Source organism: Sphaerisporangium siamense (genome assembly GCF_014205275.1).
Classification (GTDB): domain Bacteria; phylum Actinomycetota; class Actinomycetes; order Streptosporangiales; family Streptosporangiaceae; genus Sphaerisporangium; species Sphaerisporangium siamense.
Genome location: NZ_JACHND010000001.1, coordinates 3,003,519 through 3,018,083, shown reverse-complemented (window position 1 = coordinate 3,018,083; position 14,565 = coordinate 3,003,519). Strand labels below are relative to the sequence as shown.

General features: G+C 72.9%; 11 protein-coding genes. All 11 read right to left on the bottom strand.

Annotated elements, in window-relative coordinates; translation table 11 throughout:
• Positions 1-173 precede the first annotated feature (173 nt).
• The 11 genes from BJ982_RS13905 to BJ982_RS13855 all read right to left on the bottom strand — a co-directional run bounded on the left by BJ982_RS13905 (position 174) and on the right by BJ982_RS13855 (position 14,544).
• The gene (locus tag BJ982_RS13905) at positions 174-1,127 is read right to left on the bottom strand and encodes an electron transfer flavoprotein subunit alpha/FixB family protein (protein WP_184880207.1); all 954 of its coding nucleotides are present in this window, start codon (positions 1,125-1,127) and stop codon (positions 174-176) included.
• Positions 1,128-1,137: 10 nt separating this feature from the next.
• Positions 1,138-1,917, bottom strand: a complete 780-nt coding sequence (locus tag BJ982_RS13900) for an electron transfer flavoprotein subunit beta/FixA family protein (protein ID WP_184880205.1) — start codon at positions 1,915-1,917, stop codon at positions 1,138-1,140.
• 331 nt (positions 1,918-2,248) lie between these two features.
• On the bottom strand, positions 2,249-3,472 hold the full coding sequence (locus tag BJ982_RS13895) for a serine/threonine-protein kinase (protein WP_184880204.1): 1,224 nt from the start codon (positions 3,470-3,472) through the stop codon (positions 2,249-2,251).
• 88 nt (positions 3,473-3,560) lie between these two features.
• Positions 3,561-5,714, bottom strand: coding sequence for a protein kinase domain-containing protein (locus BJ982_RS13890; RefSeq protein ID WP_184880202.1), 2,154 nt, complete (start codon positions 5,712-5,714; stop codon positions 3,561-3,563).
• Positions 5,715-5,721: 7 nt separating this feature from the next.
• The gene (locus BJ982_RS40400) at positions 5,722-8,097 is read right to left on the bottom strand and encodes a serine/threonine-protein kinase (protein WP_203959319.1); all 2,376 of its coding nucleotides are present in this window, start codon (positions 8,095-8,097) and stop codon (positions 5,722-5,724) included.
• 394 nt (positions 8,098-8,491) lie between these two features.
• On the bottom strand, positions 8,492-9,010 hold the full coding sequence (locus BJ982_RS13880; protein WP_184888816.1) for a YbaK/EbsC family protein: 519 nt from the start codon (positions 9,008-9,010) through the stop codon (positions 8,492-8,494).
• 9 nt (positions 9,011-9,019) lie between these two features.
• Entirely contained in the window at positions 9,020-10,675 is a 1,656-nt protein-coding gene (locus tag BJ982_RS13875) for a flavin monoamine oxidase family protein (RefSeq protein WP_239123356.1), read from the bottom strand.
• A 4-nt stretch (positions 10,676-10,679) separates the two neighbouring features.
• Positions 10,680-11,510, bottom strand: a complete 831-nt coding sequence (locus tag BJ982_RS13870) for a M55 family metallopeptidase (protein ID WP_239123358.1) — start codon at positions 11,508-11,510, stop codon at positions 10,680-10,682.
• Positions 11,511-11,518: 8 nt separating this feature from the next.
• On the bottom strand, positions 11,519-12,595 hold the full coding sequence (locus BJ982_RS13865) for a DUF6395 domain-containing protein (RefSeq protein ID WP_239123364.1): 1,077 nt from the start codon (positions 12,593-12,595) through the stop codon (positions 11,519-11,521).
• Positions 12,596-12,796: 201 nt separating this feature from the next.
• A complete protein-coding gene (locus tag BJ982_RS13860; RefSeq protein WP_239123365.1) occupies positions 12,797-13,114 on the bottom strand; it encodes a hypothetical protein in 318 nt (105 codons plus the stop codon).
• A gap of 656 nt (positions 13,115-13,770) precedes the next feature.
• Positions 13,771-14,544: an enoyl-CoA hydratase/isomerase family protein gene (locus BJ982_RS13855; protein WP_184880194.1), complete on the bottom strand. Its 774-nt coding sequence runs from the start codon at positions 14,542-14,544 to the stop codon at positions 13,771-13,773.
• Between the last annotated feature and the right edge of the window lie 21 nt (positions 14,545-14,565).

Genomic DNA, 14,565 nt, shown 5'->3' with positions numbered 1-14,565 from the left:
GACCGGCGTTTCCACCGAAAATCAGAAAGTTCGGTGAGCGACGACGACGTCACCGTCCGGGACGACGGCGCGCACGCGAACGGCGCCGCACCCGTACCGTGGCCGGGTGCGGCGCCGTCCTGGAGCCGCGTGGCGCCGTCCCCTCCCCAAGGATCTGGAAGGGGCGGCGGCGGTCACTTGCGCTTCTGGACCTCTTCGGTGAGGTTAGGAACGATCTGGTGCAGGTCGCCGACGATGCCGAAGTCGGCGAGCTCGAAGATCGGGGCCTCGGGGTCCTTGTTGATCGCCACGATGGTCTTGGCGGTCTGCATGCCGGCCCGGTGCTGGATGGCGCCGGAGATGCCCGCGGCGATGTAGAGCTGCGGCGACACGGTCTTGCCGGTCTGCCCGACCTGGAACTGGTGCGGGTACCACCCGGCGTCGGTGGCGGCGCGCGAGGCGCCGACGGCCGCGCCGAGCGCGTCGGCCAGCTTCTCGATGATCGCGAAGTTCTCCGCGGAGCCGACGCCGCGCCCGCCGGAGACGACGATCGCGGCCTCGGTCAGCTCGGGACGCGCGCCCTTGTCCTGGGCGACGCGCTCCACCACCCGGGCGGCCTTGGCGGCGTCCGACAGCTCCACCTCGACCTGCTCCTCCGCCGCGGCCCCCGCCGACGCCTCGGGCGCGGTGGAGTTCGGCCGCACGGCGACGATCGGGGTGCCCTTGACGACCTTGGACTTGACGTTGACGCCGCCGCCGAAGATGGACTGCTCGGCCACGAGGCCGTCGCTCAGGCCCACCGCGTCGGTGAGGACGCCGGAGTCGGTCTTGATCGCCAGGCGCCCCGCGACCTCCTTGCCCTCGGCGGTCGCGGCCACCAGGACCGCCGCCGGGGAGGCGGAGGAGACGAGCCGGGCGAGCAGCTCGGCCTTCGGCGCGACGACGTGGTCGGCGATGTCCTGCGCGCCGGCCACGTAGATCTTGTCGGCGCCGTACTCGGCCAGCCGCGCCTTGGCGGCCTCGGAGTAGCCGGGACCGGCCCACACCGCCGACGGGCTGCCCAGCGAGCGGGCCAGCGTCAGCAGTTCGAGGGTGACCTTCTTGACCTCTCCGTCGACGTGCTCGACGAGAACCAGGATCTCAGCCATCGGGGCCCCCTCAGATGAACTTCTTCGACGCGAGGAACTCGGCGGCCTTGGCGCCGCCGTCGCCCTCGTCCTTGACGATGGTGCCGGCCGCGCGCGGGGGCGCGACGGCGAAGTCGGCCACCTCGCTCCAGGCGCCGGAGAGGCCGACCTGGGCGGCGTCGATCTCGGCGTCGGCGATGCCGAGCGTCTGCACCGGCTTCTTCTTGGCGGCCATGATGCCCTTGAAGGACGGGTACCGCGGCTCGTTGATCTTCTCGACCACGGAGACGACGGCGGGCAGCGAGGCCTGCACGCGGTCGAAGCCGTAGTCGGTGAGGCGCTCGATGGTGATCGAGGAGCCGTCGATCTCGACCTTGCGGGCCAGCGTGAGCTGCGGGGCGCCGAGGCGCTCGGCCAGCATGGCGGCGAGCACGCCGGTGCGCGCGTCGGTGGACTCCGAGCCGAGGATGACCAGGTCGAAGCCGATCTTCTTCAGCGTCTGGGCCAGCGCGTAGGAGGTGGAGAGGGCGTCGGAGCCGTGCAGGGCGTCGTCGACGAGGTGGACGGCCTTGTCCGCGCCCATGGCGAGGGCCTTGCGGATCGTGTCGGTGGCCTTGGCCGGCCCCATGGTGAGGACGGTCACCTCGCCGCCGTGGGCTTCCTTGATCTTGAGCGCCTCTTCGACGGCGTATTCGCACAGCTCGTTGATGACGCCGTCGGCGGCGTCACGGTCGAGCGTGTTGTCCTTGGCGTTCAGCTTGCGCTCGGTCGCCGTGTCGGGGACCTGCTTCACGCAGACGACGATGTTCATGGCCGGTGGCCGACCTCCCGTTTCGCTGGCGCCACCGCATCGCTGGGATGGCGTCGATTCCCTCGGCACGTGCGCGCGGGGCACGCGCACGTCGTACGAGCCGCCCCGGTGATCGGCACCGGAGGCTCCTTCAGCCTGTCATGGGCCCGGAAGCGCCATGACAGCGGGTGCCCCAGGGCGATCCGCCCGGCGCCGCCCCGCTTCCCGGCCTCATGTTACCGGCCAGTAGCCCAGCGGCAGACCCCACGGTCGTACGGTCCGCACGGGCCTCGGGGACTTCCCTTCCCCACCCTACCGAACTTTATTCCAGAAGCTTGCTAGGGGACCGTCCTCAGCTCGCGAACGCGATCGTCACGAGCACGACCATGACGGTGCCGAGCGCGAGCACCAGCGTGAACGGGCTGAACAGGGCGGTGAGCAGCGCGTACAGCCCGACGGTACCCGCCCCGGCGACCAGGTCGAACACCACCCGCGGCCTGGACCTGGCCACGACGCCGAACCCGGTGTCCACCAGCACCCCGACCCCGTACGCGGCCAGGACCAGCACCGACAGCTCGGAGACGTAGCCGTGCGCCGCCGCGGCCACCAGGCCGGACACCACGCCCGAGCCCACCACCCAGCGCTTCCTGACCTTCTCGCGGTGCCGCGCGTGCGCGGCGTCCACCGTGCCCAGGGGCTCGCGCCGGGCGGCGGGACGCCACTCCTCGGTCGGAGGCTCGTCGCCGCGAACGCTCCTGCGCGGCGGCGGCACCACGACCGGCGGGGGCGCGGCGCCGAGCCGGGCGCACAGGTCACGCGCGGTGGGCCGCGCGGCGGGGTCGGCGCGCAGGCACTCCTCCAGCAGCGGGGCCAGCCAGGACGGCACGTCGGCCAGGTCCGGCTCGCCGTGCACGACGCGGTAGGCCACCGCGGGCGCGGGCCCCGTGCCGTACGGCTGGCGGCCCGAGGCGGCGTAGGCCATGGTGGCGCCGAAGGCGAACACGTCGGCCGCCGGGCCCGTCGCGCGGCCCTCCAGCACCTCGGGGGCCAGGTAGCCGGGGGTGCCGAGCACCGCGCCCGACGCCGTCACCGAGGCCGAGTCGAGCGCGTACGCGATGCCGAAGTCGATGACGTGCGGCTCCCCGTCCGCGATGATCACGTTCGCGGGCTTGAGGTCGCGGTGCACCACCCCCGCCGCGTGGACGGCCGCCAGCGCCTCGGCGAGCCCCGCGGCGAGGCGCTGCAGATCGTCCCCTCTGACCGGCCCGCCCGCCGCCACGACCGCGCCGAGCGCGCGGCCCTGGACGTACCGGGTGACCAGGTAGGGCCGCGGGCCGGACATCGAGGCGTCCAGCACCTCGGCGATGTGCGGGCCTCGCACGAGCCGCATGGTCTCGACCTCGCGGCCGAGCCTGGCGAGCGCGACCTCGTCGGAGGCGACGTGCGGATGCAGGACCTTCACCGCCACCGTGTGCCCCTCGGGGTCGAGGGCCAGGTGGACCTCGCCGAACCCGCCCGCCCCCAGCCTGGAGAGCAGGCGGTAGGGACCGAGCTGCCCGGCCGCCGGCACGCTCATGCGACTCCTTCCGGCCCACCCGTTCCCATCGTGCCTTCGGCAGCCTCATTTCCACACTCACCCCGGAGGAAACGATGACCCTCCCGGGTCATTTCCCCCAGAACGCCAGAAAACCAAGGCCCAGATCCTTCAAGAGGCTCTTGACCAAGCCGCCGATCAGGCCCGTCGCGCTGCTCTGGGCCGACGCGCTCAGCGACGCGATGACCTGCGACGGCGGCCGCCAGGGAATCCACGACGGCACCGCCGAGACGGCGGTCACCACCGCGAAGAACGCCACGGTGCCCACGATGATCGTCGCGATCATGCCCGCCCCCGGGCTGCGGATCACCGCGGTCAGCGTGCGGGCCACCGCCTTGCGCGGCTTGCCTCCCCCGGGCAGCAGGAACAGTCCGGCGACGAACGCCGAGACCCCCCACGCCGCCGCCGAATCGGCGTTCATGTCGCCGAGGAAGCGCAGCCCGCCCCAGACGCAGACGCCGAGCATCGCCGCCAGCGGCGTGATCACGATCGTGGCGAGCGTGGCCTTCACCAGCGCCCACGGGGTGCCGAGCACGGCCAGCAGAGGATCGCTCGCGCTGCTGCCCCGCACCGAGCGGCGCTCGGCCAGGTCGCCCCACAGGTTCTCGCCGACGCGCAGGCACAGCACCACGATCACCATGAAGACGCCGACCAGCACGGGCAGCATGCGCGCGCCGGTGACCGCGACCACCAGCAGGGCCGCGGCCAGCACCGGATGCCCGGCACGGTAGCGGGGACGGTCGGGCCTGGCCTCCCCCTCGGGGCCGCGACGCGGGTCGGGCCGGTAGGGGTCGGGCTGGTACGGCCGGGGGGCGTTCGGCGGCGGCGCCGAGCCCCGGGTCGCGCCCGGCGCGGGCGGAGGCGGCGGGTAGGCGACCCGCTGGTCCGGGTATGGCGGCGGCCCGTACGGGGCGGGCGGGTAGGCCGGCGGCGGCGCGAACGCGGCCGGGGAGGCCGGCGGCGGCGCCGGGGGTGGCGCCGGGGGTGGCGAGGTGGCGGGCGGGGACGAGGCGGACGCCGTCAGCCGGCCGCGCCGGCGATCGGGCTCGGCGTAGCGCACCGGCGGCAGGAGGTCGGAGAAGCTGTCGTCCTTGGCGAGCTTCTCCCGCGTGGTCCGCGGCCCCTCCTCCACGGCGGCCTCGTCCAGGACACGCGTCCCGTCGCCCAGCACACGGGTGCCGTCGCTCAGGACGCGGGTGCCGTCGCCCAGCACACGCGTGCCGTCGTCCAGGACACGAGTGCCGTCGCCGAGGACGGGAGTGCCCTCGTCCAGGGCGCGCGTGCGGTCGTCCGCGCCGGGCGCGGGCGGGGCCATGACGCCCCGCACCCGGCCCGCGCCCTGGCCGTTGCCGGGCGAGCTACCGAGCTTGCGGGTGTCGCCGCCGCGCACCGGGGTCTCCTGCAGCGCGGTCAGGGTCGGGTCCAGCGACCGGGTCATCGCCAGCAGGCGCCGGGCGTCCGGGCGGGAGCCCGGCTCGACCGCGAGCGCCGCGCGCAGCCAGCCGCGCAGCCAGACCGGCGCCTGGTCGATGTTGGCCCGGCCCTCCATGATGTTGTAGCAGACCGACTCGAACGAGCCCGTGCCGTACGGCGGCTTGCCGGTCGCGCCGAAGAACACCGTGGCGGCCAGCGCGTGCACGTCCGCCGCCTGCGTGATCTCCTCGTCCCTGATGATCTCGGGGGCCAGGTAGCCCGGGGTGCCGACGAACATGCCGGTCTGGGTCAGCCGCGTCGCGTTGACCAGGTGTGCGATGCCGAAGTCGATCACCAGCGGGTCGCCGTCCACCAGCATGACGTTCGCGGGCTTGATGTCCCGGTGGATGACGTCCGCCGCGTGGATCGCGAGCAGCGCCTCGCACAGCCCCCGCGCCAGCCGTACGACCCCCGCCGCCGGCAGGGGCCCGTCGGTCAGCACGGTCTCCTCCAGCGTGCGGCCCGCGGCGAACCTGGTCACGATGTACGGAGTGCGCCCCACGAGCTCGGCGTCGAGCACCGCGGCCACGCGCGGGCTGCGCACCCGGCGCATGGTCTCGACCTCGCGGGTCAGCCGGTCGCGGGCCTTGAGGTCGGCGGCCACGTGCGGGTGCAACACCTTGACCGCGACCTGCCTGCCCTCCTCGTCCAGGCTCAGGTGGACGATGCCCATGCCGCCCTCGCCCAGCCGGCGCAGCAGCCGGTAAGGGCCGAGTCTGTCCATCGTCTCCCGTGCCGTTTCGCTCGTCATTCCCCCGTCATGCCTTCCCTCGAAGCTCGCCGAGCCTCGTCAGCAACTCGCTTACGTCCACTGGACTCCAGACTGCATCGCCCATCGGCCTGATGAGCGAGCCGACGGCATACAGCGCCGCGCCCGCGGCCAGGACCCCGAGCACGCAGGTTACGGCGACGGCCGCGCCCTTGGAGGGCAAAGCGGAGGCGAACGTCCTGGTGAGCTGGCGGCCGGGCCCCACCACGCCGGGCCCGGCGCAGACGACCGCGAGGCTCACCGCGACCCCCCAGCTCATCACCGTCCCCATCGGGACGGACCTGGCCAGGAAGGCCAGCACGAGCGCGACGGGCGCCCCGAGGATCAGGCCGTACGGCAGGAGCGCGACGGTGAGGCCGACGGACTTGACCAGCGCGCCCGGCCGTCCGAGCACGCGCAGCACGTCGCCCGCGGCGGACTTGAGCGGGCGGGCGGCGTTCAGGTCGGGCTGGGCGATGTCGGCGGCGCGCAGCAGCACGGCGGCCACGACCACCAGCGCCGCGACGACCACGGGCGCCGCCACGGCGGCGCCGATGACGATCAGCAACGTGAGCAGGCTCGCCACCCCGTACACCGGTCCGGAGGCCAGGACCTCCGCGGCCAGGTCCCGCGCGTCCGAGGGGAGGCGCATCGTCGGGACGTACGCGGGGGCGTGCTGCTGGCGGACGTGCGGCGTCTTCTCGAAGATGTCGGGCGACGCCTCGAACAACGCCTGATGGTAGGACTGCGGCGGCTGCCCGGCGGCGTGCCGTCCCTGCGCCGGAGCGGCCCCGGCGGCCCCGGCGGCACGGTCCCGTGAACCGCCGTGCGCCTGCTGCGCACCGGTGCCCGGGGCGTACTGAGACGGGGAACCGGGGGCGTGCGGGGACGTGGAGCCTGGGGCGTGCGGAGCGCCGGGCACCTGCTGGGAGGAGGTGCCGGCGGCGTGCCGGGCCGCCGGGCCGGTCGCCGCTCCGGGCGTGACGCCCGGCGGGGAGCGGTGCCCGGCCGGGTCCACCTCACCGGGCCGCACCCTGCGGGTGGGCACCTCGCCCTGGTCGTAGGAGCCGGGCCGGGCCTCGGTCCACGGGCGGGACGGCGCGGGCGGCGCGAAACGCGTGGGCAGGTCACCCTCGGCGGCGCGTGCGGCGTCGGCGCCCGGGCGTACGGTCGGCGCCTCGCGGGACAGCCCCACGTCGCGCAGTTCCTCACCGGTGACCCGGACCGTCGGCCACGGGTCGCCGGGACCGTCCCCCTTGGGCACGTCGCCGAGCAACGAGACGTACTCCCCCGCCTGCGTCCCCACGCCCCCACCGGGCCCCGCGGCTCCGGGAACGCCCGGGGTGCCAGGAGGCCGGGCCGCCGCTCCGGTGGCCGGGCCGGGCAGGAGGGAGTGCCCGGTGACCGGCGTCCCCGCGACAGGAGTCCCCGGGCCCAGCGGGCCCGCGGCCGGGCTGCTCGTCAGGGGGCCGCCCGTGCGGGACGGCCCCGTGCGCACCGGGCGGGTGCCCGGGGGCGGGCCCATCTGGGGCGGGCCGTCCCCCATGTCCGGGACGGTCATGATGTCGTCGGGGACGTTCGCGCGGCCTCCGCGCGGGGGGACCAGCCGGACGAGCTGGGTGGCGAGCTGGGACGCCGTGGGACGTTTGGCCGGGTCGCGGTGGAAGGCCGCGCGCAGCAGCGGGCGCAGCAGCGCGGGCGCGGCGTCGACGTTGGCCCGTCCCGCCGTGATGTTGTAGAAGATCATCTCCAGCGTGCCCTTGCCGAAGGGCGGCTGGCCCGTCGCGGCGTAGAGCACGGTGCCCGCCCAGGCGTGCACGTCCACCTCGGGCCCGGCCTCGTGGCCCTCGATGATCTCCGGCGCGAGGTATCCGGGCGTGCCGATGAACATGCCGGTCTGGGTGAGCCGGGTGGCGTCGACGGCCTGCGCGATGCCGAAGTCGATGAGGACGGGTTCGCCGTCCAGCAGCAGGACGTTGCCCGGCTTGAGGTCGCGGTGGATGACCCCGGCCGCGTGCACGGCCGCCAGCGCCTCGGCCACGCCGTGCGCCACCCGCACCAGCGGGCCGACCGCGAGGGGGCCGTCACGTTTGACCGTGTCGTCCAGGGGCATTCCCGGCACGTACCGGGTCACGATGTAGGGACGGCTGCCGGTCACGTCGGCGTCGAGCACCTCGGCGATGTTGCGGCTGCGCACGCGCCGCATGGTCTCGACCTCGCGCGCGAGCCTGCGGCGCGCGACGTCGTCCCCGGTCACCTCGGCGCGCAGCACCTTGACGGCGACCTGCCGCCCCTGGGAGTCGAGTGCGAGGTGCACCACGCCCATGCCGCCCTCGCCGAGCCGCCGGAGCAGCCGGTAAGGGCCCAATCGGTCGTCATGTTTCATCTGATCTCCGGCGGTGCCCCGGTATTCATGCCCGGAGGAAAGCGCCTTGCTCCAATTGTCACATTTCGTGTACCGAGCGCAATGCCCAAGAGCATCGGCCGGCGATCGACGACATGGCCCGCCGCCCGAACCACGTGCCACCCCCGCGGACGCCCCACGTCACCGGCCGATCGGCGGCCCCACCCCTGACGGCGGCCACCGGTTCGCCCTCCCAGCCTCCGGTGGACATGCGAGTGCCCCACGGACGAACGCCCGTGGTCCTTGACGGCACGTAGCACCATACCGGCTTAAACCCCACACATAAGTGAACCATGAGGCCACATTCCCGGTAATACAACGGCCCAACCGGTGCCAACGGTTTCCCGGAACCGGAAAAACTTCGCCGCGGCTCCTTCTACCTGGCCAGGGACAGGATCTCCGCAGTCTTCAGCCGCGTCAGGGCCTCACCCGCGAGCGCCAGCTTGGAGCCCCGGATCCCGCTGCCGATGACCACCAGCGGCCGGCGTGCGACCTCGGAGTCCACCAGCACGGGCCAGTCGTCGGGCAGCCCGAGCGGCGTGATGCCGCCGAACTCCATACCCGACATCTCGACGGCTTCCGGCTGCGGGGCGAAGGAGGTCTTGCGCGCGTCCAGATGGCGGCGGATCACCCCGTTCACGTCGGCGCGCATGGTGGCCAGCACCATGACGGCCGCGTACCGCGTCTCCCCTCCCCGCTTGGCCGCGACGATCACGCAGTTCGCCGAGTCCTCCAGCGCCACCTCGTACCGCTCGCAGAACGCGGCGGTGTCGGCCAGCTCGGGGTCGATCGGCGTCACCACGACGTCCTCGGTCAGGGAGTCCACGGCGCGGGCCACGGGCGCGGCGAGCAGGTCGCGCCGATCCTTCGCCGGCACCCAGTCGAGCGTGCCCAGCCTCACGGGTCATGCCTCCTTCAGTACGCGGTGATGAATCTCGGTCACCACCTTACGGGCGGACTCGAAGGCGCCCGCCTGCCAGGCGACGAGGTGGCTGAGCCAGTCGCCGGCGAAGTAGACCCGCCCGGCCGGGCGCTGGAGCAGCGAGAAGCCGTTCCTCGACGGCCAGCTCACCCACGCGCCCTCGATGTGCGGCTGGCGCCGCCAGGCGATCGACGCCGAGGCCAGAATGCCCTTGGCATAGGCCGGGCCGTGGACCTTCGCGCCCTGGTCCAGCGCCTGCCGGAGCCGCTCGGCGTGGGGCAGGCCCTCGTAGATCTCGGCGTCCTGGGCGGTGTTGTAATAGCCGACGACCAGGCCCCGCTCGCCGTGGAACCCGTACGACGGGTACCAGATGTGCCCGATGTCCAGGTCGGTCTCGGTGGCGCCGCCGTAGATGCGGTCCTCGATCTCCCACCAACGCCGGCGGTACTCCAGCCCGAGCTTGCCCGCCGACATCGGTGTCGGCGTGGCCAGCGCGGCCACGACGTCGGTTCCGAGGTTGCCCGGGATCTTCGCCATGACATGCGGGGGCAGCGCCGCGACGCAGTAGTCCGCCCGGAGGACGCCGCCGCCCTCGACGGTCACCTCCACGCCGTCCGGCCTGTTCATGATCCGTGTGACGCGGGCGCCGGTCCTGACGCGGCCCGCCCCGACGCGGGCCGCGAGCGCGCGCACGATCGCGTCCATGCCCCCGACCGGCTGGAACATCGGCATCGCCTGGTCGTAGCCCGCGTCCATGGTGAGCACCCGTCCGAGGCCCTCGGCGAGCACCTGGGTCAGCGGCGGCGGCGTCCCGAGATCGGTGCCCGGCCGCACCCCGGGGTCCACCCGGAACCCCCGGCGCTCGCTCCCGGTGTACTCGTGCTCGGGGCCGATCGCACCGAAGTCGGAGAGGAAGTCCAGCAGGCGCTCTTTGTCGGCCTTGGTGAGCCTGGCGTCGAGCGCCCCCGCGTCGGTCGCCTTGGCGAGCAGCTCGGAGATGTAGCCGTAGGCGTCCGCGCGGGCCGTGCGGACGCGCACCGGGCGCCGCATGCCCGCGGTGAGGACGTAGGCGGAGGCGTTGGTGTTGACGAACACCTCAAGGGGCACGCCCAGCTCGCGGCAGTAGTCGAGCGTCACCATCCACTGGGCGATGCGGGCCGGGCCCGCGTTGAAGTACGTCCCCGCGCCGAAGCCCACGCGCTGGGTCTCCCCCAGCGCCCCGTCGGCCACCCCCGCGACCGGGCTCGCGGCCAGTTCGGTCAACGTGTCGCCGCCGCGCAGGGTGATGCTGCGCCCGCCGATCCCGTCCCTGGCCTCAAGGACCGTGCAGTCGTACCCGGCCTTGCCCAGCTCGTACGCGCACGCCAGGCCCGCCACGCCCGCGCCCAGCACGAGCACGGTCCCGGCACGCCCGCCGCGCAGCGCGAAGTCCGACCGCTGCGGCGGCACGTACGGCGTCGGGGCGGTCGCGCCCGGCGTCACGGGCACCGGGGTCGTGGTCTTCGACGGGGCGAGGCCGAGCACGCCCATCGCCGCGTACATGGCGCCCGCGCCGCCCGCCGCGCCGATGCCGACGAGCAGGGCACGCCGCGTCAGGCCGTCCGCGGCGCGGCGCGGTAACCCTTCGTTCTCTTCCACGCGCTCAGCCGTACCGTCCGCTGTCGCAGGCCACCCGGCCGGCGATCGTCGCGAACAGGCCGAGCAGCGCCATGATGTCGCGGAAGTCCTCGGTCGTGAACTCGGTGTGGCGGGGGCCGGCCTGCCGCGTGCCCGGCACCAGCGCGCAGCCGGCGGCGATGGCCGTGGAGTTCCATTCCACGCCGAGCGTGAACGGCGCGGGGACGACGTACGGGCGGAAGTCGCTCAGGCGGTTCAGCGCGCGGGCCGCGCCCTCGCGGATCAGCGCCTGCGCGACGGCCGGCGTGAGAAGCTCGGCGGAGAAGCGGTCGACGCCCTTCTTGACCGCGACGGTCTCGACGTCCCCGAGCAGCGCGCGGGCCTCCTCGCACACGGCCTCGTCGCCGGTCACCAGCGCCACCGGCACGCCGAGGAAGCCGGCGAACCCGGCCACGAGCGCGGTCTCGCCGCACACCTCGCCGTTGAGGTAGACGTTCTGGATCTCCTTGCCCATCCAGGTGTGGTTGAGCACGCCGTGCTGGACGCCCGCGCGGGCGTGGTACCCGGCGAAGATCGCGGCCTGGCAGTCGGCCGTGAGGCCCTGGCCCATGCGCATCGGCTTGCCGGGGCCGCGGATCAGGGAGGCGCGCGGGTCGAGCAGGTCGATCCGCAGGTTCTTGGTCGAGCCGTGGGCGTCGTTGACGACCACCGACGTCGCGCCCGCCTCGCAGGCCCCGGCGATGACGGCGTTGGCGTCGGCGGTCATGAGCTCGCAGCCGCGCTCGTAGCCGCGGCCACCGGCGTGCATCTCCTCCGGGTCGGTGAGCCCGGTCACGCCCTCCATATCGACCGACACGTAAACCTTCATCGCCGTCCCCAGTTTTCCACCCTTCTGATGTCTTCAGCGCCCATAAAGCCGAACTTGTTGACCATGATGGCGCCGATGGTCTTCCGCCACGGCTCGGGCACCTCCTCGACGGCCGGAGGGTAGCACCGCTCCAGCCATTCCGTGGACTCCCGCGTCGCCTGAAGGTACCCGGCCGCCCTGGCGAACGGCGTGCTCTCGATCCCGGGGACGTGCGCGCAGCCGTACTCGATCATCTCCTGGCCGCCGTACGGCGGGGGCTGCTGCCACTTGCGCGCCACCGGACGGTCGGCGGTGATCGCGGTCCGCATCGGCCGCCGCTCGATCGCCGCCTGGATCAGCTCCTTGTACAGGCACTTCCCGCACCGCCCGCACGGCCCGTCGAGGTCCCCGCGCAGACACCAGCGAACCTGATCTTTGAGCTCCGAGCCGAGCGCGATCCGCATCGTCATCGCCTCGCTGATCCCCGCCACGGGCAGCACGATCGGCAGCCCCGCGGCGGCGAACAAGCGTCCCCAGGGGCCGCGCCCGGACCACATCGGGTTGTCGGGCGTGTACCGGTGCACGTACCTGCCCCCACCGAGCCACCGGGACCCGATCTCGTACCCGAGCGCGATCCCCCCGAGATCCATCGCGTCGGCCAACAGCAGCGCGCCGACCGTCACCGCGTGGTGCTCGGGATATCCGGGACGAGGACTCCTGAGCAGGAACTCCAGATCCGACTCGACGACGGTGACGTCCCGCCCCGTCTTGACCGCCAGCTCGGCCAGCACATCGGACCGGTAATGCGTCCAGCGGTTCGGAATCCTGGGATGGGTCACCCGGCGGAAGTGAACGAGCGGCGCCTCCGGCAGCAACGCCGCCACCGCCACCGAGTCCGCCCCACCACTGTAGGAAATCGCCAGCCGACTCCCCTGCCGGACCCCGGGCGCGCCGACCGGCCCGGCCTCGATCCCCCACCCGCCGTACAAAGCCTCGGCGAACCCCTGGGACACAGGCCGATCGAACTCGATCCTCCCCCGAGCCCAGGGCGCGACGACCGTCCACGCCGCGAGCGCGAGCAGATCAGGATGCACAGAATCAGGATCGGCCGGGAACGGCGTCCGAACCCGGCAGGAGTCGGTCGCCAACTCGACCTCCTGCCCATCGGTGACGTTCCCGACGAGCCCTTCCCCACCCCCCAGCCGCAAGCGCAGCCGCCACTCCCCACCTTCAGCAACCCAGGCAACCCTCATGACGCCACCCCGGCAACCCGCGAGACCGTCATGACGCCGTCCTCACGCGTCCCCGCGCGGCGCGGGTCCATCCGCGGCCGGCCGGTCACCCTCACGGATCTCCTCGACGGCCTGCCAGAGCAGCACATCGGCCTGAAGCAGATGATCGACGGCCGAGGCGGTCTCGCTCGCGAGGCGATGGGTCTCCGCGACCTTGGCCCCGAGCGCGGGATCAGTGGCCTTGACCGGCGCCGCCGCCGCGCTCTCCACGCGCTTCCGCAGCTGCCCGACCTCCCGGCGCACCTCGGCCAACTCCCGCTTGAGCGCCTGCACCTCCCACAGGGCGTCCTTGACGTCCTGCCGATGATCGGCCCTGGTCACATACCGCCCGTCAAACCGCCGGAGCACAGCGCGCCACACCCCGGAAGGCACCAAAGCCCGCACCCCAAACCGCGCCATGACCGGCAACCCTAGCGCCAAACCATGATCTACCCGAACCACTCATCCATCCGCCCCGCAGCCGGCCGAGCCCCCGTCTCGCCACAGCCGGCTCGCACGTGATCGCGGCCGTCTCCTGGGCAAACGCGCCGAGCAGCGTATAGGACTTTCCGTCAATCCCGTGATACGCAGCGTGTCCGCATGGGAGTCTGGCGAAGACGGACTGATCCAACAGATCAAGGGATCACGCGCGTTCGAGATCGCGCACTCCCCAAGAGAGGACGCCCCTGGTGCGGTCATATGACGGTGTTAACCTCGCGCGCGTGTCGCGCGAGGTTCAGCGGCCGGTCCTCCATTCGGTGGCGATTGCCAGTGCGGCGGCCAATGATGTGGGGACGATTCCTCTCAGCAGGGCTGTGGACCAGGGCTGGTCGTCACCGAGGACGGCGTTTCCCACTGTCCCTATGTAGACGAGACCGCAGCACAGGGCTAGGCATACGCGTCTGGTCGTTCGCGGGGACCATCTCACCGGCGCTCTCCTTGACCAGAAACGGACCGAACCGGAGAGGAGGGGTTCCCTGGTCGGATCGGTGGGCGATTCAGTGGCCGGTGAAGGTGGGCTTTGTTTTTTCGGTGAAGGCGGTCAAGCCGGTGTGGGCGTCTTTCGTCGCGAAGAGGGCGGAGAAGTGGAGGCGTTCTATTTCGAGGCCCGTGTCGAGGTCGGTTTCGAGGCCGTGGTCCACGGCCTGCTTGGCGGCGCGCAAGGCCAGGGGCGGGGCGTCGGCGAAGCGTTCGGCCAGGGCGAGGGACGCGGTGTAGACGTCGGTGTCGGGGACGACCTTGTCGACCAGGCCGAGGGCCAAGGACTCGGCGGCGTCGACGTGGCGGCCGGTGAAGATCAGATCCTTGGCGCGGGCGGGGCCGATCAGGCGGGGCAGGCGCTGGGTGCCGCCGGCGCCGGGGATGATGCCGAGGGCGATCTCGGGCTGGCCGAGCTTGGCGCCCTCCCCTGCGACGCGGAAGTCGGCGCAGAGGGCCAGCTCGCAGCCGCCACCGAGGGCGTATCCGGTGACCGCCGCGATGACGGGCTTGCCGATCTTGGCGATGGCGGTGAAGCACGCCTGGAGGCCGCCGGAGTGGGCGGACATCTCTGCGTATCCCATGTGGGCCATCTCCTTGATGTCCACGCCCGCCGCGAAGGACCGCTCCCCGCCGTAGATGACGACGGCGCGGACGCCGGGGTCGGCGTCGACCTGGCGGGCGGCGTCGCCGAGCTCTGCCTGCATCTGGATGTTGATGGCGTTCATCTTCGGCCGGTCGAGCCGGATGGTCGCGACGCCGCCGGTGGACTCGACGCGTACGAACTCTCCCATGACGCCCTCCTCGGTGGTACG